Raw genomic sequence first — 20,129 nt, 5'->3', positions numbered from 1 at the left:
TTTTTACTGGGGATTGACCGCTTCAGGGAACTCACGCACCAACAATCGTGTCGCGTGAAGTCGCATTTGGCGGACGAGTTCGGCGATCGGGAGTGCCGAGTCTCGGCGACGTTTTGGTGGGGTCTGGTCGGGGACGGTGGTGGGGATGGATTGAAGAGTTGCGGGGGCGAACGCCGCGGTGGGAAGGGATTCGAGCATCCGCGCCGACTGTAACAACGATTCGGCTGTCACTACGAACGGGCTCGCCGTTTGGGTTGGTTGTCTCGTCGCCTTCGGGGCGTTGTCGGTCGGATTTTCTCCCGGGACGAGCGGATCGCCGTAACGAGGGTCGAGGCTCGATCCGTCCAGAACGCTGCCTTGTTGGCGAATGATGTCGATCACGTCGCTGAGTACGCCGGGCGGCGTCGGAGGCGTCTCGCCTTGCAGGGCTTGCTGAATCTTGTCGGCCGCGGCGGGATCCGGTTCCGGCGTAATCGGTTCAGGGATTTCAGAGAGCGGGATTGTTCCGGGAATCGTGGGGACCGTCGACGGCGGTTGGGCTCCGGCTATGCCAACTGAGGCGACCGAAACGAAGACGAGCAATCCGTTTCGTAAGTGGCGGCCGGCTAAACCGCGGTGGAATCCATTCATGTCGATTTGCGTGATCGGGTTCGAGGCGGGTGAGTGGTTGATGGGTCGGATGGAACCGCGGGCGGGGGGCCTGCGGTGTTGTCGATCGAACTGATTTTAGTCCCTTTCATTTGTGCCGGAGCGACCGGGACGACGCGGCTCGGTGAACCTGAGGCAGATGCTCCGGGAGCGGTTCGTCGTCGAAGAGGCGAAAGGGCCCGTTCGGTGTGTCGGGTGACTTCCGATAATAGTTCGTCAACACGAGCTCGTAGGATTCCCGACGCCGCCAATGCAGGAATCGCGACAATCAGTCCACCCACGGTGGTGACAAGTGCTTGATAAATCCCTTCAGCCAAATCGCCGGCGCCGGCCGCACCACGCGTCGCAGCAACTTGGCGAAACGCAAAAATCATGCCTGTCACAGTACCGAGTAGCCCGACCATCGGCGACAGGTTGGCAATCATCGAGAGATAATCGATCCGTCGGTGCATTTGTGCGGACCGATCGACGAGCGAATCTTCGACGGCTTTTTCCATCTCAGACCATCCGAACTCGCGGTTGGAGAGTGCCAGTGAAATCACACCCGCCAGAACACTGGGGCGATTGCGGAGCGCCGTCTCGGCATCCGACCAGCGTGACTCGCGAAGCGCCGTGGCGACTTCATTGGTCAGTCCGTCTGGAATGATGTCCGCACGCCGCAGCGAAATGAATTGATCGATGACGAGGTACACCGCCGCAATGCTGAGCGACACCAACACCAATAGGATGACCATTCCTGGCCAGCCACCGCTGGTAACGATGTCCCACATCGATGTCGTCTCGGGTGGGGGCAGCGTGGTGTCGTTTTGGGCGAGCAGCTTGACAGCGAGAGAGAGCATTAGCGGGTGTCTTCTCCCGAGGAGTGGCTAGGTTGATGCGCGGCTTCTGATACGGTGGCGGATCGGCCGATCGATAACAGGAATTCAGCGTCCGCCAATAACGGGTCACTCCATCGCAACCGCAACACACCATCACGTTGTAACCGTTCGATCATCGTATCGTGTTGGTGTCGCAGCGAACGGGCGATGTTGTCGATCCGTCGCCGGCCTTGGCAGATCGACAACACGATCATCGCAAAGATCGCCATCGGTAGCAGCGACAACAGGACGCTGGTCAATAACATCGCGGCGCTCGGGTGCGGGAATCTTTCGAGTCGATCGTTGCTGTGTGTTAGCGCCGGCGACTCCGATCCGAGAGGTGCCGGTTCCGGTGCATGCGGCTCGTAGACGCCAACGACGTCTCCGATGGCGAAAAAACTCGCATCGAGATATCCGCGATACAACGCAACCAACGGACCAGCCATCAACGCCCAGAATATCGCGGTGCCGATCAACCCGGTCACGACTGCAAATGTTCCCGATACGCTGTCGTTCTCGATCGTTTCGTCGAAGGCGGCTTGCGATCCTTCTTGCAACGCGTCGATTCCGGCCAGCGTCGCGATTGGTGAGTCATCGTCGTCCGCCGGGTTGCTGAATGACGCGTTCGTACGATTGAGCCCTCGTAGTTCGCGGCGGAAACGGGCTGCCATCGGTCCGAGTCGTTCGCTCACGGCGGTGGATGCACGTTGGCGTAGACCGTTTCGTAAATCTAACGCCGTCTCGTGTCCGCCACGAATATTCTGCACGCTGGTGTAAACGGCACCGACGAGCGATGGGATCGAACCGGAGAACGATAACAACACGCGGTCCCAAGCACCGTGGGTGAGGTTCAATACCGAGAGCACCGTTCGATAGGGAAACCAAATCGCGGCGGTGTTGGAAAGCAGTGATAGACGCAGTCGGCTTCGGATCGCCGCCTTCAGCGGGGTTTCACCGCCGAGCAATGTGCCTGCGATCTGGGTTGGCAATTTGCGGGCTTCGGCGTCAAGTCGATCGACGGCCGTGGTTAGGTCGGGCAGCTGACTTGTTAGCACCGAGGCGACCGCAGCGGTGAATCTGGCATCGAGCGCGGACAATCGAGTGGAGCGACGATGGTCTCCGCCACCGGACTCTACCAATGCTGCTGAAATCGCGGCGGCAACGCTTTCGGCGGCGTCCTTACCGATCGCTTCTTCGCCACGAGGATCAATTTCGAAGTCACGTATCATTACCGCCTGGGCAATGTTGCTTTGCGGCGCAACGGTGCGCAATCGGGATACCAACGTTTCAATATCGGCCACCAAGTCGCCGTCGATCTGAGGCTGACCAACATCGCTCTGCGCCGGAGAATACTCGTCGGCGGTCACCATGTTGATGACGGGTATCACAATGGTGCCGTCGGATGCCGAGGCGAGACCGGTAACACGTTGGCTGCGAAGTTGATCACGTCGGACGACGAGCACGAGCACCGAGGCGAGAGACAAAGCTCGCTCAGCAACCCCCGCGATGGCACGTCGGTCGTCGCTCGCACCGGGAGCATCGACGATCAAATAGGGGCCACCGATCGAGCGCATGTTGGCGGCGTCGCACGCCAAGTATCGCTCGTGGCGAGAATCGAGGTCGGACGGTGGGCGGGGGCCGATCCATGTGAGTTTCTCGGTCGCTTCGTCAAGATTGTTGCCACTGCGGATGGCTGCGGCAATCGCGGGATCTGAAATCAGTTGCCGTGCCAACCAAGATTTTCCTTGGCCTGTTGTACCGACGATCGCGACAACGGTTGCGTTGTCGGCGCGATCGGCGATGACCATCGAACGGGCTTCTTGATGGTGTCGGCAGAGTTCGACGATCTCAATGCCCGCTTCGCTATCGCCAAGAACATGGGTGGCAGCGCGTTGGACACGGCGTGCGAACTTCTCACCCGCGTCCGTGCCGCTAAGACGCGGCACCGTGTTTGACTGGGAATCATTACCGCTCATTTCTGTTTCCCCGAGGATCGCGGCAGCAGTTTGTTGAGTTCGCTCACGAATTCGTCTCGTACGCGATAGACCGGCATGGTCGGTCCGTTGGTTTCGCTCCGGCTGATTCGTGAGGTCGGTAGCGCGACATCATGGCCGGCGACTCGGACCTTCATTGGAGGGTCGGGCCGAGCAACACCGAGTTCATCACAGAGTACAGCGAGGAAGTCCGAGAGTTGCTGCCGGGCGGCTTGTTGGCCGACTTCGCGAGCACCCTGGTTACCGGCCCACATGGCCGCCAACGCCCCCAGTCCTGCTGCGGCGAGCAACTCGGGGATCGATGCGGCGAGTATGAAACTGTGCCCGAAGTCGATCGGGATCATCAACGCGGCGCCGAACGCGGCCAGGATGGTGGCCAGCGGCGTGAGGCCGTGCGCGAGTTTCTTGTGCATCGGAATTTCCGACCACATGATCCGAATCGCCTCATCGAGTCGACGAGGATCCAGCGTCGTGAAATCGTCTTGCTCAAATCGTAACACCGCGCGTTCGATGGGCGGCATCAACAAGGCTTCGTCGTCGATTAAGTTCGCACGTGTGGCCTTTGGGACCGGTTTGTCGGCGCTCGGTTCTTCGAGTGAAAGACCCGAATCGTCCACCTGTTGCGACGGTGATCGGGCTTCGGCTTGATGATCGCGGTAATGCGAAAGAACCACGGTGCCGCCATGTCGTTCGATTTCGGCGAGCAGTCCGCTCGGAGCGATCAGGCCGCCGTACTCTCCGCTGCGAAAGCGGCCTTTGATGTCGTCAGCGGCTTTTTGTGAAAGTGCCGATGGAGTCAGGGAACGAACCAGATCGCCGGCACCGCCAACAAACCGCCGAATCGTGGAGTTCAATCGAACGCCCCAGCGTGCGTACCAGGGTGCGGTCGCCGCGAACGATTCGGATAACTGTCGCAGGATCCGTTCGCTTTGGTGCAAACGCAACTCCATGACTTCGCCGCCGATCTTTCGATGGGCAAAGAATTCAAGTGATGCATCCAACAGCACCCGGTGGCAGTCACGAGTTTTCGCAAACGACGCTTCGGCGTTTTTGCGGATCGATTCCAGACCGCGATCCCAGATGACTTTTTCGAGGTTGATCCGCAGCGCCCGGTGCAACTGCGAAAAGAGAACGCCACGATCGAGTTTCAAAGGCAGCGACATTAAGAAGCGTTGTTCGTCAATCGAAGCGGGTGGGTTTTCGTCGGGGTTCGCAGAGACTTCAAAGAATACCGGTAAGGGTTCGGTTTCATTGGACGCCGCATCGGTAGCGAGCTTCCCACTTGCCGAATCGACCGACGCCGGCAATCGACGTTCGGAGTCGTCGTCGCTGCGCTGCGGGATAAACGGACGGCTCGCCGGAACGTCGTAATCGTAGGCGGCATAGATTGTCGCGACGCCGTGTTTTTGACTCAGCGGAGAGAATGTCTCGAGGACTTGGTCAGGCGATTGTCGAGGACGCACCTTATTGACTGCCAACATGCGTGGCACGCCCGGCATGAGGTCCGAAGCGATCCGCATCAGGTCCGCGAGCGTGGTGTCACGTGACGATGCCGCGTCGGTCACGATCAAGAATGCGGAGCAGAGGGTGGCGGCACGTCCGAGCAGGTCTTTGCGCTGTTGGGGCGAGCCCAAACCGAGTTCCTCATCAGAAACAATGTCGGGACAATCCAACAATCCGACGCCGATCTCATCGAGCGCGGGATCGGTCGCGAGCAGAGCGACCGATAATTGTGACTCGTCACCTGCCCGGTTGTTGTATTGAGCCGCAGCCTCAGCCGGATCTTCCGCCAGATCCTCGGGAGGGTGTCCGAGTGAATCGCCGATTCGGGAAACCAAAAGACTCCACAATTCCACGTCGTTGCGCCACGACTGGGGCAACCATAGGACGAACCGGTGAGTGCCCTCGCGGTTGCTCGTCCCACGCAGTGTCCGGGCCTGTCCGGCGGGACTGAGGAACGAACTCACCAAACTCGTTTTGCCGCTGTTGAGCATCCCCGCGACCGCGATCGTGGGCCGATTGACTAACCGGCCGGCGGTATCGAGTCGACGACCGGCTGTGAGTGTTTCGGCGACGACGGAGGATTGCATCCTCCGCAGCGCCATCAGATAGCTTTCCCGGCCCGGCGCTGGAGCCAACCGGGCGATTGCCGCGCGCCGGTCATCGTCCTCAAGCAGTGCGAGCAACGCCGGCCAATCGATCTCCGGTTCTTTCGTTGAGCGGCGGAGCGGAAACATGAAGGGGCGATAACTCCAGGTGGCATGCGACGATTCACATGCGTTGCCTGATTTGAGTGATGAGGGGAGCTGGTAATCAAGATGTGAGAACTCCCATCATCCCGATTCTTGCGACCCAGCACAACCAGCCACGCTCAGTTCAAAATTTGCGATCCCGGTGGCAGCGGATCGACACTGATGATGCGATCGCCTTGTGCATCGTATTGGCCGGGAGAGTAGCGTCTTGATTCGTAAGTGCGTGGCTGAAAATCATCACTTTGGATGACGCCGCCATTGGTGTAGCCACCGTCGTAGACGCCGCTACCCAAGTATGGGTCCACGACACCACCATCGTATTGAACACCGCCGTAGGACGAACCGCCACATTGTCCGCCGCAGGGCGATCCGCAATCGCCGGCCATTCCTGCAGAATAGCAGTCATCAACGTAGGCACCGCCCGCATAACCGTCTTGGCAAACGCCTTGGCAGGGCGCCATGGGAGCTACCGCAACCGGAGGTGCGTAGGTTGGAGCCGCGTTGCGTCCAAATAGACGGCAACGAGGGGCATTAAAAAGGGGCGCCGCTGGCGCGACGGGAACGGTGTTCGGTGGCGGGGCAAGTGGGTTGATCGCGGTGCCCACGGCGCCTGCACGGCTGCATAACCCGCAACGTGCGCCACGACCAAAGAAAAAGTTTCGCATTCCACCGCAACCGGTTGCGCTGCCCATGACCATCACGAGCGTTACAAGTGTGAAAGATCGGATAGTCATCAAAGTTTCCTTCAAAAGCAAAGCAAGCGTAAACGTTGGTCTCCGACGGGTGACCACTGAAAAGTAGTGCGCGTTTCGTGTTGTGCAAACGCAACATCGTTTTTTTTCTGCAACAATTGGTTGTTGGGGTGCAACACGCACGCCCCCCGCTCGCGATGCGCCGATAGAGATGCCTGTGTGACAATTTGCATCACGTGTCTGTGCCAGCTTTATGAAACATGTTGTCTTCCTTACCCTTCCCTAACGAACGTCTGATCGTCGCCATGATGCACCTTCTGACCCGAAACGACGAGTCACGGATTTCCTTGATGACTGTATTTTGGCAGCACACTCGGATAGCGAGAGGAACTGTGATCTCTGCAACGTGCCTAATCGTTGCAATCGTTTCGGCGACATCGCTGCGAGCGGAGCCTGCGGGCGTGTCTGATGATTGGATGAGTTCGCCGAGTGGTTTCCTGGCCACGCCGAGTTCGCTGTTTGAACCCGGCGCAGCCACCGTTGCTCACCGCGAGGCGTTGCCACAGTTCGATCAAGACGTCATTGCGTCAGACGATATCACGCATTCGACGAGCGAAATTCCTTCGATGCCGGGAATGCCACAGTCTCTATCTGCTGATTTGCAGTGTGATCGGTTCTGGTTGATCAACACGCGGCATCTGACTTGCAACACCTGCCGCATGAATCTTAATCAACCCAATTTTCACGTCAGTCGATTGAATCGGTGTGGTCAGCGCCTGCCTTCGAGTATGGAGGATTATCTTTCCTCCATGGATTCGACGCGTCCACGGATTATCTATATTCACGGCAATCGCCGCGATGCATCGACCGCAATCTCGCAAGGTTTGTTTGTCTATCATCAAGTGGCAAGAAATCGACCCGTCGATCAACCAATCGACTGGGTGATTTGGAGTTGGCCAAGTGACGCAAGTTCGATTTTCCTTTCTGACGTCCGTGACAAAGCCCAGCGGACCAACTCGCAAGGTCTCTATGTCGCCTGGCTATTGAGAGAACATCTCATGAGGTCGCAACCGTCCGGGTTGATCGGATTCAGCTTTGGCGGACGAATCGTCACGGGATCACTGCACGCGTTGGCGGGCGGTTCCCTCGGTCGCCGCACGATCGGTGAACCTGCGATCACGGGGGCCAATATCGACGTCGGTTTACTCGCTCCGGCAGTTGATTCGAGATGGCTTTGTTCAGGCGCCGAACATGGGTTGGCGACACAGAACATGAATCGGTTGGTGTTGTTTTACAATCACCGCGACATCGCCCTGAAGTATTTCAAGCTGATTTCGAAAAACCCGATGTCGCAGGCACTCGGATACACCGGGCCGCGTTATTTTGCACCTCGTCATGACGGCACGCCTTTGCTCATTCGTGCGCATGATTGCTCGTCAACGGTTGGGAATCATCACAGCGAAAAACGCTATTACGAGCATTCGTGTTGCGCCGGACGTGAGATGGCTTCGTTGGTCAAATCCGTCATGGTGGTTGACTGAACCGATACGGTTTGCGCAATCGGAACGACCACGACGACGCGATGCACATGCAACTCCGTATCATTCGCTTTTTCTGACACATCTGCGCCTTCACCGCCGATGAGAACATGGAGGGCGGAAGGATGCCGCTCTCGTGCCGTGGTAACACGATGGGAGCACCTGCAGGATGCAACGGATGACGATCAAACAGTTTCGAGCCGGTCTGACCTTTTTGATTCTCGCGGTGGGAGCGATCGCCTCCCACGCCGACGCCGGTTCGCCGTGGGTTGGTCCTTGGCCCTGGTCCCGCTACGAGGGCACTCCACGTGTGGATGTGATCGGACCGGTCGGGAATCGATTGCCCGAGTCGTATCGTCGTCAGTACAACCGCCCCACTTACTTGGGCGGCAAGCTAGCGGCGAAAATTGAACCGTCCAGCCAAGAGGCGATGGCGTTTCATCGTGCAGAAGAGCTTGGGCTGTACGACAACAATGGAATCAAAGGCGCGCTCGCCGGAAAACATTGTGCGCCCCAACGTGTTGAACAACACTATTTCTACCCCAAACCTTGGGAAGTTCTAACGGTGGGGCCTCGTCGGGATCGCACCCGTGTCACGGAAGCGGTAGAAGTGGACGAACCTCCGATGCGTTGGCAGGATGGAGACGCGATTGATCAAGCGGCGGAAGCGGAACTCGAAGCCGAACTCGATCTGAACACTGCCGAAGTCCTCGAACTGCCCGGTCCCGTTCTGGTCGCTCCGGTCGAAGAATCGCTTGAGTTGCCCGCGCCGGTCCGTGAAACCGAGTAGAGTAGAAGGCGATCCCCGTTTGTCCTGGCCTGTCCGGCAGGGCTTCGGTTGAGCGACACCCGTATGCGGGTGAGGGCGAACGAAAACCACGGGGTCCAGGTGCATGTCGGCGGTACTTAGCGTAGTTTCGCTTCGGCATGACGCAGACGCCCATTACTCTTGCCTGCCGCAGTGCCCATGCCACCGAGTGATTCGCGAGATCCAGTGAGCGATTTCTCACGCGACGTGACGTCCAACCCTTACGCGAGTCCACCGGTTTCGCGCGAGACGGTTTGGTCGCATCCATCGTCGCAGGCGTCGTCGCCGTTGCCGTCACCAGACGACCTGTTGCTTCCCGGAGGCGACGAACGACTTTGGACGGTGGTGTCGATTAAACATCTGCCGACTCGCGAATTGTGGTCGATGACCCGCAACGTGCTCGAGTTCTCGCTGGCCTTTCTCATCTTCAAAGTGTTTCGTGTTCCCAATCGTCCTTCCTGGGCGGCCGCGTTGCTCGATCTGCGAGAGATCAGTGAGCAAGAGATTCCTGACCAGTTCACCGAGGATTTTCGAAACGCCCGCGAACTCGCGATCACTCTCGGATTTGTGAACCCGTGTTACCTCACGTCGCCGACGGTGGGGCCGCGGTTGGGCATCGAGATGTTAATGACCACGCCGGATGGACGCATTCAATTGACGTTTCATCGTTTACTGTGCCGCGACGGAACGGTGCGTTTGGACGAGACGCGTCAGGGTTTTTATAGTCGCTTGGCTGGTGGCCGCAGTTTGATCACGACGAAGGCGATGCCCGAACCGCGGCCCTGCTCGTGGCAGAATGTGACAAGAATGCGAACGAAGTCATTCGAGAAACTGCTCGAACGTCACCGCCGCCTGCTTGCACAACAAGCGACACGGCCGATCGACCCCAGTCGTCTGTGCGAAGAGTCGCTCGAAGAAGACAAACGCATCTTACGTGACATCATCGAACGTGGACTGCTCCGTGAAGCCACGGGACATGACATTATTGAAATTGAAAAACGTTACGGATGAAACGCCGGACTGCGCGTCATTTCGCTAACCGATCCACAACGCCGCGCGGGCGAGTTGCAGCCATGCTTCGCCGGTGGGGTTGCTCATGTCAAAGCCTTTGGTTGGTATATAGGCTTTGCGAGTATCGACAATGCGAACGGGAACCGAAGCGTTCGCCACCAACTGTTCGATACGTCGTCGGTTGGCATACTGCAATACGATGAAGCGATCATTGTTAGTGATGGACTGGATGCTCCATGCGGCCGCGTCGAGTCGCAGTTCACACAGTTGGATCATTCGTTTTGCCGCGTCTGGGATCGGACCAAAGCGATCTTTGAGTTCCTCTTGGAATTGTCCGATCTCGGCAGCGTGATTGATCCGAGTCATGCGGCGGTAGAGATCGATTTTGTGTCGTAGGTCTGGGACGTAGTCGTCGGGCAGGTAGGCTTCGATCGGCAGATCGATGTCGACATCGGCGGATAGTTTGGGCGGCAGCTTTTTCGCTTGCCGCACGGCTTCTTCGAGCAGTTGGCAATACAGTTCATACCCGACCGCGGCGATGTGGCCGCTCTGTTGGCTGCCGAGCAAGTTCCCGGCGCCACGGATTTCTAAGTCTCGCATCGAGATCGCGAAACCGGCTCCCATCTGCGAGTACTCTTCGATCGCACGCAATCGCTTACTCGCTTCCGGGGTGAGATGCTTGGTCGGTGAGACGAGCAGATAGCAATACGCTTGGTGTTTGTATCGTCCGACACGACCGCGCAGTTGGTGCAAATCGCTCAAGCCGTAGCGATTGCCCTCGTCGATGAACATCGTGTTGGCGTTCGGGATATCCAGACCGCTCTCGATGATTGTCGTGGCGAGCAGCATGTCGAACTTGTGGTCGATGAAGTCGATCATTACCTGTTCGAGTTCGCCTTCGCCCATCTGGCCGTGACCGATGCCGACGCGAACTTCGGGAACGACTTCCTTGATCTTTGCCGCGAGGTCATGCATGTCTCCGATGCGGTTATGGACGAAGTACATTTGGCCGCCCCGGTTAAGTTCACGCACGATTGACGATCGGATCAGCTTGGGATCCCAACGCGTGACCTTGGTCTCGACCGGCATCCGTTCGGCGGGTGGTGTTTCGAGGTTGCTGATGTCGCGGGCGCCAACGAGGGCCATGTGCAGGGTGCGCGGGATCGGCGTTGCCGACAAGGTCAACACGTCCACGTTGGTATGTCGGGTCTTTAAACGTTCTTTAACCGCAACCCCAAACCGTTGTTCCTCATCGATGACGACCAATCCGAGATTGTGGAAGTCAACGTCTTTGCTGGCGACGCGGTGCGTGCCCACGACGATGTCGACTTTACCGCGACGAATGTCCTTCACCGTTTGACGTTGATCGGCGGGAGAGCAAAACCGCGACATCTTGCGGATCTCGACCGGGAACTCCGCCATTCGGTCGCAAAACGAGTGATAGTGTTGCTCGGCGAGGACCGTGGTGGGTACCAACACCGCGACTTGATAACCTGACGAGACGGCTTTGAAAGCGGCCCGCATGGCCACTTCGGTTTTTCCAAAACCGACGTCACCACAGATCAAACGGTCCATCGGTTGGTGTGATTCCATGTCAGCCTTGATGGCTTCGATGGCGGTGAGTTGGTCTGGGGTCTCGAGATAGGGAAAGCTCGCGTCGAATTGACGTTGCCATTCGTTATCAGGATCAAACGCGATCCCGCGACGAGTCGCCCGTTTGGCTTGCAGTTCGAGCAGTTCGTCGGCCATGTCGGTGACCGCCGACTCGGCCGCCTTACGTTGGTTGGTCCACGAGATGCCGCCGATCTTGGCTAGCCGCGGACGAGTTTTGGTGCCGCCGACGTAACGCTGGATCAATTGGATCCGAGTCGCCGGCACATGAATCTTGGTGCCGCCATCGAATTCGATCGTCAGATGCTCTTGGTGCAGCCCGTTTTTTTCGATCGAGTTGAGGCCACGATACAGTCCGATGCCGTGCGACAGGTGGATCACGAGGTCGCCGGGCGTCAGTTGCAAGAAACTGTCGATCGGTTTGCCGCGAACCCGCGAGCTGACCCGTCGCACGGGACTGCGGTGGAACAACTCGGCACCGGTCAGCACTAATACTTCGGCGCCAGACAAACGGAACCCGCCACTCAACGCCGCAACGGTCATGTGCAAACGTCCCGACCTCGCCGCGTCGGTGTCGCTGAGCAATTCGGTCAGACGTTGTCCGTCGGCGGGGGTGTCACCGACGACGATGACTTCATGTCCCGCCGCGACGCTGTCGACACGGGATTTGGTTTCGTCAAGTGAAGCCGCGAAACTGTCGGCGCCTGCGGTGTGCAGGTCCACGTGATCGGAATCGGCTGCATCGGCGATCTGCGTGCCGGTGACGACACGATGTCCGCGAAGTTCCGCGAGCAGTTCCTCCATCGTCACGAATCGATCGGTACGTGCGACGCGGGCTAGCAACGCGGCACTCGTTGCGGCGCACTCGGCCGGATCGACGACCAGAACGACCGTGTCACTGGGGAGGTAGTCGACCACGGTGGCTTCGGCGCCAACGGTGTCGTCCACCGGGGCGAGTTCGGCGTCGAAGTCGTCGGATGTCTTTTTCGATCTGCCTCGTCCGCGGGGTTTTTTCGGTGTCGGTTCGTCGTCGGTCTCGGCGTCGGGATCGAAGTCGTCGTCGACGAGCGTGCCGAGAATCATGTCGCTGGAGACACCGTCGGCACCGATCGCCGCGATTTCAACATGATCGAGCGTTTCGTTGCTGCGTTGGGTGGCGGCGTCAAAGCGGCGGATCGATTCGATCTCGTCGCCGAACCACTCGATCCGGATCGGCGTGGTTTGGTCTGGTGAATGGATGTCGAGTAGCCCCCCGCGGCTGGCGAACTCGCCGGGCACATGGACCGCCGTGGTGGCGGCGAATCCTGCTTCGCTCAACCAACGACGCAGTTCTTCGGGGGCGATTTCATCGCCGACGCTGATTTTCCGAGTTGCACGCGACAATCGATCGACTGAGGGCACACGCTGGATTGCGGCCCCGATATAAGCGGTCACCACGAGCGGTTCGGGGGAGTCGTTGTCACGCCCCCGCAGCGATTGCAGGACTTGCAAACGGGCGGCGTAGTCCGCGTCGCGAATCGACGAACCGGTTCCGTCGCCCGCCGACAATGGTAATGCGACGACATCTTTCACGCCAAAAGCACGGACATCGCCGGCCACGATGTCGGCGTCGACGGCTTGCGGCAGCAGCACGAGGACGTGTGGCGTGTGACGGGTCAGCGTGGCGGCTAGCAGACCACGGATGCCTCCCCATACTCCGGAAAACGCCAGTGGCGTGTCGCGACCGGTCTGCTTGATCGCTTTGCCGACACCGGCGTGCTTGTCGAGCACCTCGGGGACGTCGTGCAGTGATCGCAATTGGAGTTTTCGCTTCGACGGGCCTGTTTTACGGGCTTTCGATTGCGATTTCGACTGAGGTTTCGTGTCTGGTGGCACGTGGGGCAGCCTTCGAATGCGGTCGGCGGTGGCGGTGGGCAAGCTGAAAACGTATCTTGATCGCTCGAACTCGCCTAGTTCAGCTCGTTTACACAACTCGCATTGAAAGAATTCATGAGCATCGGAATCGGTATCGTCGGAGCAGGAATGATCTCCAATTTTCATGCCAAAGCGATCGCGGACACACGTGACGGAAAACTCATCGGCTGCTACGACCGGAGTGTCGAGCGTGCCGAGCAGTTTGCGTCGGCCAACGACTGCAAATCATACGCAACACTCGAAGACATGTTGGCCGATCCTGATGTTCAAGCGGTCGCGATCTGCACGCCCAGCGGTGCCCACCTCGAACCCGCCGTTGCAGCTGCCAATGCCGGTAAGCACGTGATGGTGGAAAAGCCGCTCGAGGTCACCACCGAAAAATGTGACGCGATCATCGCCGCGTGCGATGCGGCAAACGTGAAGTTGGCCGCCACTTTCCAGAGTCGTTTTCACGAGTCATCGCAACTGATGAAGTCCGCCGTCGACGCGGGGCGGTTCGGCAAGATCACGATGGGCGACGCCTATGTGAAGTGGTACCGCAGCCAAGAGTACTACGACAGCGGCGCGTGGCGGGGAACCTGGGCCCTCGATGGCGGCGGTGCGTTGATGAACCAAGCGATCCACAGCGTCGATTTGTTGTTGTGGTTGATGGGACCGGCTAAACGAGTTCACGCCATGATGGACACGCTCACTCACGAGCGGATTGAAGTCGAAGACATCGTGATCGCCAACATCCAATTCGAAAACGGTGCGTTGGGTGTCGTCGAAGCCACCACGACGGCTTTCCCGGGGGCTCTCAAGCGAGTCGAAATCGCAGGTAGCGAAGGCAGTGCGGTGCTCGAGGAAGAAGACCTGACGCAGTGGACGTTTGCCAAAGAAAGCGACGAGGACGCATCGATCCGCGACCGCATGGCCGGCAAAACCGAGACCGGTGGCGGAGCTTCGGATCCCGCCGCCATTGGACATCACGGGCACACTGAAGTCTTCAACGATTTCCTCGAGGCGATTCAAAGCGACCGCGAGCCACTTGTCAACGGCGTTGAAGGACGTCGCAGTATCGAGTTGATCTGCGCGATCTACGAAAGTGCCCGGACCGGCAAAACGATCGAGTTGTAGTCCCGGTCGATTTTTTACTCTCTCAGCGTTCCTGCGATTTCGTTTTCTATGTCATCCATTCCGGTCTCCGATACCTCGACCTCGCGTCATGCACCTATCGGACTGTGGGGACGGATCCGGATTTGGAAGATGATCTTTTCGACCGCTTTCTCCGAGCGGTTGGTTTATCGCGGTGATTTCGCGCTGGGAACGTTGATGCGGTTCCTGCCAATCATCACACAGATCTTTTTATGGTGGGCGATCTTCGATTCGATAGCTCATTCGGGAGTAGTCTCGGCGGGCGATGCAACGGGCAACCCGGACGAGCCGGTCACGATCGGTGGCTACGGGTTTCGCGAGATGGTGGCGTATTACCTGCTCACGATGATCGCCCGGGCGTTCTCGAGCATGCCGGGACTCGCCTCCGGGATTGCGTTGCAAATTCGCGAAGGCGAAATCAAGCGATACATGATTCAACCGGTCGATCTGATCGGTTTCTTGCTGCTGAATCGTATCGCGCACAAGTGTGCTTACTACGCGGTCGCGATCGCTCCGTTTGCACTCGTGTTCTACTTGTGTCGTGACTACTTCGTCGACGGGTTTCCGCCTCCGCATCTGTTCATCGCTTTCGTCGCCTCATTGGTGATGGGGTTTTTGATCGGATTCTTTTTGGAAGCCGCGATCGGGATGATCGGTTTTTGGTTTCTCGAAGTCTCATCTCTACTGTTCCTGTACATGTTGTTCAGCTTCTTTCTGTCCGGACACATGTTCCCGCTCACGTTGTTGCCCGATTGGATCGAACCGTTTGTGAATTTCTTGCCTTTGAAATACCTCGCGTATTTCCCCGCCGCGGTTTTCCTCGGCAAAATTCCCGAAGATGAGTTGTGGATGGAAATGGGGATTCAAGCCGCGTGGTTGGTTTTCTTTATCGTGCTTTGCCGGTTCGCCTATTCGCGCGGCGTGGCTCGTTACAGCGGTTATGGAGGCTGAACGGATGTTGGCTGAATTGAATCGCTATCGACGCGTCTTCTTGACGTTTGCACAGAACAGTTTGGTGCGGGACATGACGTTTCGCACCAATTTCGTAATCGAATGTTTGAGCAGTTTGGGATGGACGTTGATGAACGTCGGTTTTTACCTGATCATTTTCGAACACACCAAATCGATTGGTGCCGACAGCGGTTGGGATCGTGAAAAGTTCTTTCTGTTTCTTGCCACGACCTGGTTTATCAATTCACTTGTGCAAGCATTCTTCATGCCCAACGCGGAAGAGTTCAGTGAATTGATTCGCACCGGTGGTTTAGATTTCGCACTTTTGAAACCGATCGATACTCAGTTTCTGATCTCGTTTCGCCGGGTCAGTTGGAGTTCGCTGGCGAACTTCGGGGCGGGGATCGTGATCGCGGCGGTCTCGCTATGGCAGCTCGCCACGCGGGAGGTGGATCCGTATGTGCCGTCAGCGCTTTCGTGCGTCCTGTATGTGTTGTTCTGCGGTTGCGGCGTCGCGATCATGTACAGCCTGATGATTTGTTTGTCGGCGACGAGTATTTGGCTCGGACGCAACCAGACGCTGTACAACTTTTGGTTCTATATCACGAACTTCAGCCGCTATCCGATGGAGATCTACAACCGCGGGTGGGGCCAGCCGTTGTATGGCTTGTTCACGTTTGTGATTCCGGTGTTGGTGGTGGTGAACGTGCCCGCGAGGATCTTGGCCCGTCCGGTGGAACCGAGCGGCGATGGCGAATGGTGGTTGATCGGATGGGCGTTGATCGCAACGGTGATGAGTGTTCTGGCGAGTCGCTGGGTTTTCCGAACCGCGTTGGGCAGTTATCGCAGCGCGAGCTCATAAAGATCCGCGTATTGGCGTCGGCGAAAGGCGGTTGCCCGAGCGGTTGGTGAGGCTTTCGGTTCGCCCCGCACCCCGTCCAATGGTCGTCTGCGGGGCATCTGTGTTAGACTTCGACATATCACGTCATTTTGTTCCTCTGTCCGCGATCGGAATTATGAATCGTCCTTTCTCGCTCATCGTTACTCTGATGCTCGTTCTATCAGTGGGGTGTTCCCCGTCGCAGCGTGGTGGCCGGCCTGGTCCCGAAGACGCTGACGCGCCAAAAGAATTCACGACCACCGAGTCGGGATTGAAATACCGAATTTTGCGTCGTGGCAGTGGCGACCAGCCAAGACCGCAGAGTTTCGTGACGGTGGACTATGCCGGATGGCTCGATAGCGGAGAGGAATTCGACAGTTCCTATAGCCGACGCGAACCGACGAAATTCAATCTCAGCAGTGTCATTCCGGGATGGACCGAAGGGCTGCAATTGGTCAGCGAAGGCGGCATGATCGAACTCGAAATACCGTCGGAACTCGGCTACGGACCCATGGGAATGCCGGGCTCGATCCCACCGAATGCAACGCTGCACTTCAAAGTCGAACTTCACGATGTTCGAGGCGGCTGATCCGGACGTAGTCTTGTGCTCAGCGCGCGTTCGCTTGTTCGAGGCGTGATTGCCAAAAGCTCCGCGTTGCTCGAATGAAGGGGGCGTAGGCGGCGAGGTCCACATTTGGTTGTGAAGTGAGGTGGGACTCGAAGTCGGCCAACCACTTTTGGAATAACTCAACGCTGGCTCGTGAAATTCGGGGTTGGTCGTCGACGTCGAAGTACCACGGGGCGGTCGTGGCGGCGCGGAAGTGACCCTCGTAAAGAGTGACGACTCGGATCAACGCCCAGCCTGATTCTTTGATGTTGAGCGGCGGGATCTTGCCCCCGGCTTTGGCGTATTCGTCAAGCTTCGCCGAGTAATGGATTTTGCCGTTGAGGATTACTTCGAGGTAATCGACCGGGTCGCGGACGGTCAGTGTGAGCTCCGGTGTCAATGACAGTGGGATACCGGACGAAGTTTCGAAAACATGCCCCGCCAATTTGCCCCCGATAGTCGCTTGCAATAACGGTCCGTTGGTTGCAAAACTGCATCCGGACCAAGCCCGTGACCACCACTCTTCTTCTGTCGTCACCGGCGTTGGGGATTGACGTGGGTCGTCGTAGGACGCGTTTGCTTCGGGAGGCCCGCCGACGTAAAGACGGTTGTATCCGACCGGATGAAGCGTTCCTTCATCACCGGTGCCGGCAAGTGGAGCGAGTCGGAATCCCGCATTGAGGGTTTCCCAATAGATCTGTTCGGCTTCGCGTCCGAGCGTTGTCGGCGTGCGACCCGATGCGGTCGAGAACGGGCGGCCCGTCTTGGTTTGCAGCGTCGCTTTGTCGAGTCGCAACCAATCACCCAAAATGAAATACCCGTCGACTTGACCACTGGCGAGTGACACCGGCAGCGACCAGGCAAACGGATCCTCGATCGCCATTTTCGCGGGCAGTGTTCCTGGGGGCGACGTTTTTGGGGCTGACGAAGTTTTCTGAGGGGACGTGACCGCGGAAGGATCGTCATCGTCGTTTAGTGCAGCGACTTGTTTGTTTTCCCGACGTGTGTGGGCTAGTCTCGCGATTCGCCGGAAGGCATCGAGTTGAGGGTCCGTGTTTGGTTGCGTTTCAGAGTCTCCAGCGGAATCAAACGACCCGTTTGAGTGATAGAACGCTAAGCCCGCGATCGATTCGGCGCCGCGGCCGATGAACATCGGATCGCTGAGATCGGGTTGCTCTTTCCGCTGCCTGCGGACACGTAACTGCTCGGTGGTTTCGGTTGGCACGGATGCCGCGTCATTGCCGACCATTGCCAAGTGAAGATCTTCGGCGGACATTCGAATCGGCAAATTTTCGAGCGAGGGTGGTACGAAGCAGTCGCCACTTGTCCAGCCTTGTTGCCGCATTGAGAGGATGCGGGGAAGGATTAGCGTGCTTTCGTCTTCGCTCGTTTTCTCGATCGTGAAATTGCCGTTGATCACCCGGTATTCTGGGCCGCGAAAAATTCGAAACTCGTAAGGGCCTTCATGCAGATTCACCTCCGCGCGGCCGTCGATGACGAAGCCGAATCCGGTGTCGACGGCGGTGCGGCCGGGCAACGGTCTAGCGGTGCGGATTGAGGTTCGGCGGGTGGTCGCCCTCCCGTCTCCGCGAACCATTTGTGGTCGAGTTAGCTCGATGCGTGCGATTGTGGGCATTCCGCTGGCTTCATCGATCGCCGAGAAGGTCAACGTCCCTTCTGCGGCATCGGCGACAGAAAAAAATACAAGCAGAAATACGAATGCATCAATGCACCAGGGACGTCGTCGGCATTTCAGTCCGGCAGTCCACTCGGTAATTGGTTTGGCGTTTGCTACAGTGTCCTCGCTGCCGCTAGGACTGCCGTTTTGACGCTCACGCAGAACCTCGCGGCATTGAACTGTTTTTTCGCACCTGCGACGTTTCCTACCTTGTTGATGATTCACTGTGGCCGAAGACCTTTATCAAACGCTTGGAGTTTCTCGCGACGCGGACAAATCCGATCTGCAAAAAGCCTATCGCAAACTGGCACGCAAATACCACCCGGACATGAATCCGGATGACAAAGCGGCTCAAGAAAAATTTAAGCGTGTCCAGGAAGCGTACGAGGTTTTGGGGGACGAGCAAAAACGGGCAGCTTACGATCGCTATGGCCCCGATTTTGAAAAGATCCGTGGCGGGTACCAGCCCGGTGCCGGCAGCGCAGGCGGCGGTCCCACGTTCGACGGACTCGATATGGAGCAGATCTTTCGCGCAGCCGGACGAGGTGGCGGGGGAGGCGGTGGATTCGAAAATGGATTCAACGACTTCTTCGAGCAGATCCTCGGCGGTGGTGCTGGATTCGGAGGCGGCGGTGGTGGTCGCGGCGGGCGATCGGCTCAGCCTGCACCTCCCCAACGCGGAGCAAACATTCGCTATGAATTGTCAATCCCGTTTGAGAAAGCGGTGTTGGGCGGGAAGGCTGAGTTCTACCCGACCGGTACCGGGAAGAACGAAAAGCTCTCTGTCACGATCCCCGCGGGAGTCGATGACGGAGCCAAGATCCGTTTGCGCGAACAGGGCCAAGTCGTTCCCGGTGGCTCGCCTGGCGACTTGATCCTGACAATCAAAATCGACCAGCACCCATTCTTCGAACGCAAAGGCAAAAACCTCGAGCTGGAATTGCCGATTACCATCGGTGAAGCAGTGATGGGGGCCAAAGTCGACGTGCCAACGCCCAAGGGCACGGTCACGCTGTCGGTTCCACCACGGAGTCAAAGTGGCAAACGCCTGCGGGTCAAAGGACACGGTGTCCAGTCCGCCAGCGGAACTCCTGGCGATTTGATCGTGGAGTTGATGATCCAACTGCCGAGTGAAATTTCAGATTCGGCGATCGAATTGATCAAACAACTCGAGAGCGAGACGGCGTTTAAACCGCGTGAGAATTTGAAGTTCTAACCTAGCGGAGAGCACCTCCTGATTAAAGCAATTTCAAATGGGACACGTGGTGCGAACCAGTAGTGGTGGCTTCCAGCCGCCATCGGTCTTCCAGTGGCATCTGCAAGACACCACTACGTGAAGAACGGAAATGCTCAGGCCGGTAAAACGTCTGGGGGCGTCGACTTAATTAGTACGGGATATCAAAAGTAACGGAACGGCGCGAGCCGTCCGGTGACTCGGGACCGGACGGCTCGCGGGCTGTTGTTTTTGTGAGCCGACGGCGCTAGCCGCGGGCCTAACGGCTAGTACGTGCCCGTTGGAGGCCCGCAGCTAGCGCTTAGGTTTAGTCGCATTTT

The 20,129-nt window shown here is 57.9% G+C and carries 15 protein-coding genes; 8 read left to right on the top strand and 7 right to left on the bottom strand.

Translation table 11 applies throughout. From position 1 onward, the window contains the following. Positions 1-3: 3 nt before the first annotated feature. From NB063_RS25695 to NB063_RS25675, 5 genes are all read right to left on the bottom strand, one after another. Positions 4-630, bottom strand: a complete 627-nt coding sequence (locus tag NB063_RS25695; protein ID WP_250931894.1) for a hypothetical protein — start codon at positions 628-630, stop codon at positions 4-6. After that, entirely contained in the window at positions 627-1,487 is an 861-nt protein-coding gene (locus NB063_RS25690; protein ID WP_250931893.1) for a MotA/TolQ/ExbB proton channel family protein, read from the bottom strand. Before NB063_RS25690 ends, NB063_RS25695 begins: the two co-directional genes overlap by 4 nt. After that, the gene (locus NB063_RS25685; RefSeq protein WP_250931892.1) at positions 1,487-3,481 is read right to left on the bottom strand and encodes a hypothetical protein; all 1,995 of its coding nucleotides are present in this window, start codon (positions 3,479-3,481) and stop codon (positions 1,487-1,489) included. The genes NB063_RS25690 and NB063_RS25685 overlap by 1 nt, the downstream gene beginning before the upstream one ends. Then, a complete protein-coding gene (locus NB063_RS25680; protein WP_250931891.1) occupies positions 3,478-5,736 on the bottom strand; it encodes a hypothetical protein in 2,259 nt (752 codons plus the stop codon). Before NB063_RS25680 ends, NB063_RS25685 begins: the two co-directional genes overlap by 4 nt. Before the next feature lie 134 nt (positions 5,737-5,870). Next, positions 5,871-6,485 carry a hypothetical protein gene (locus NB063_RS25675; RefSeq protein ID WP_250931890.1) on the bottom strand — a complete coding sequence of 205 codons (615 nt, stop codon included), beginning with the start codon at positions 6,483-6,485 and terminating at the stop codon, positions 5,871-5,873. 350 nt (positions 6,486-6,835) lie between these two features. Here NB063_RS25675 and NB063_RS25670 point away from each other — a divergent pair, with 350 nt between their 5' ends. The 3 genes from NB063_RS25670 (at position 6,836) to NB063_RS25660 (ending at position 9,800) form a co-directional block, all read left to right on the top strand. Beyond that, complete coding sequence (locus tag NB063_RS25670; protein WP_250931889.1) at positions 6,836-7,984, top strand: alpha/beta hydrolase family protein; 1,149 nt, start codon at positions 6,836-6,838, stop codon at positions 7,982-7,984. 175 nt (positions 7,985-8,159) lie between these two features. Further along, a complete protein-coding gene (locus NB063_RS25665) occupies positions 8,160-8,771 on the top strand; it encodes a hypothetical protein (RefSeq protein WP_250931888.1) in 612 nt (203 codons plus the stop codon). A gap of 177 nt (positions 8,772-8,948) precedes the next feature. Continuing rightward, complete coding sequence (locus NB063_RS25660) at positions 8,949-9,800, top strand: hypothetical protein (protein ID WP_250932000.1); 852 nt, start codon at positions 8,949-8,951, stop codon at positions 9,798-9,800. Positions 9,801-9,824: 24 nt separating this feature from the next. On the opposite strand, the gene mfd is transcribed toward NB063_RS25660, so the two are convergent. Continuing rightward, positions 9,825-13,181: a transcription-repair coupling factor gene (mfd, locus tag NB063_RS25655; RefSeq protein WP_250931999.1), complete on the bottom strand. Its 3,357-nt coding sequence runs from the start codon at positions 13,179-13,181 to the stop codon at positions 9,825-9,827. 219 nt (positions 13,182-13,400) lie between these two features. Between mfd and NB063_RS25650 the strand changes: the two genes are divergently transcribed. The 4 genes from NB063_RS25650 (at position 13,401) to NB063_RS25635 (ending at position 16,879) form a co-directional block, all read left to right on the top strand. After that, entirely contained in the window at positions 13,401-14,441 is a 1,041-nt protein-coding gene (locus NB063_RS25650) for a Gfo/Idh/MocA family protein (protein WP_250931887.1), read from the top strand. Positions 14,442-14,489: 48 nt separating this feature from the next. Further along, the gene (locus NB063_RS25645; RefSeq protein WP_250931886.1) at positions 14,490-15,410 is read left to right on the top strand and encodes an ABC transporter permease; all 921 of its coding nucleotides are present in this window, start codon (positions 14,490-14,492) and stop codon (positions 15,408-15,410) included. Between the two features lie 4 nt (positions 15,411-15,414). Next, a complete protein-coding gene (locus NB063_RS25640; protein ID WP_250931885.1) occupies positions 15,415-16,272 on the top strand; it encodes an ABC transporter permease in 858 nt (285 codons plus the stop codon). A gap of 154 nt (positions 16,273-16,426) precedes the next feature. Then, on the top strand, positions 16,427-16,879 hold the full coding sequence (locus NB063_RS25635) for an FKBP-type peptidyl-prolyl cis-trans isomerase (RefSeq protein WP_250931884.1): 453 nt from the start codon (positions 16,427-16,429) through the stop codon (positions 16,877-16,879). Between the two features lie 19 nt (positions 16,880-16,898). Here NB063_RS25635 and NB063_RS25630 read toward each other — a convergent pair whose 3' ends face one another. Then, entirely contained in the window at positions 16,899-18,533 is a 1,635-nt protein-coding gene (locus NB063_RS25630; protein ID WP_250931883.1) for a CehA/McbA family metallohydrolase domain-containing protein, read from the bottom strand. A gap of 268 nt (positions 18,534-18,801) precedes the next feature. On the opposite strand from NB063_RS25630, the gene NB063_RS25615 reads away from it, so the two are divergent. Beyond that, the gene (locus NB063_RS25615) at positions 18,802-19,791 is read left to right on the top strand and encodes a J domain-containing protein (RefSeq protein WP_322975302.1); all 990 of its coding nucleotides are present in this window, start codon (positions 18,802-18,804) and stop codon (positions 19,789-19,791) included. The last annotated feature ends 338 nt before the right edge of the window (positions 19,792-20,129 follow it).

The sequence above is a fragment of the Aporhodopirellula aestuarii genome, from assembly GCF_023701485.1.
Classification (GTDB): domain Bacteria; phylum Planctomycetota; class Planctomycetia; order Pirellulales; family Pirellulaceae; genus Rhodopirellula; species Rhodopirellula aestuarii.
Note: the sequence above shows the minus strand (reverse complement) of the source record. Positions and strands in the feature narration are given on the sequence as shown.

Bases quoted from the DNA above. Each gene is read 5' to 3' on its own strand.
- NB063_RS25660 (WP_250932000.1), top strand. From the start codon at position 8,949: ATGCCACCGAGTGATTCGCGAGATCCAGTGAGCGATTTCTCACGCGAC.
- NB063_RS25630 (WP_250931883.1), bottom strand. From the start codon at position 18,533: ATGCCCACAATCGCACGCATCGAGCTAACTCGACCACAAATGGTTCGC.
- NB063_RS25650 (WP_250931887.1), top strand. From the start codon at position 13,401: ATGAGCATCGGAATCGGTATCGTCGGAGCAGGAATGATCTCCAATTTT.
- NB063_RS25635 (WP_250931884.1), top strand. From the start codon at position 16,427: ATGAATCGTCCTTTCTCGCTCATCGTTACTCTGATGCTCGTTCTATCA.
- NB063_RS25665 (WP_250931888.1), top strand. From the start codon at position 8,160: ATGACGATCAAACAGTTTCGAGCCGGTCTGACCTTTTTGATTCTCGCG.
- NB063_RS25680 (WP_250931891.1), bottom strand. From the start codon at position 5,736: ATGTTTCCGCTCCGCCGCTCAACGAAAGAACCGGAGATCGATTGGCCG.
- NB063_RS25640 (WP_250931885.1), top strand. From the start codon at position 15,415: ATGTTGGCTGAATTGAATCGCTATCGACGCGTCTTCTTGACGTTTGCA.
- NB063_RS25695 (WP_250931894.1), bottom strand. From the start codon at position 630: ATGAATGGATTCCACCGCGGTTTAGCCGGCCGCCACTTACGAAACGGA.
- NB063_RS25645 (WP_250931886.1), top strand. From the start codon at position 14,490: ATGTCATCCATTCCGGTCTCCGATACCTCGACCTCGCGTCATGCACCT.
- NB063_RS25685 (WP_250931892.1), bottom strand. From the start codon at position 3,481: ATGAGCGGTAATGATTCCCAGTCAAACACGGTGCCGCGTCTTAGCGGC.
- NB063_RS25675 (WP_250931890.1), bottom strand. From the start codon at position 6,485: ATGACTATCCGATCTTTCACACTTGTAACGCTCGTGATGGTCATGGGC.
- NB063_RS25690 (WP_250931893.1), bottom strand. From the start codon at position 1,487: ATGCTCTCTCTCGCTGTCAAGCTGCTCGCCCAAAACGACACCACGCTG.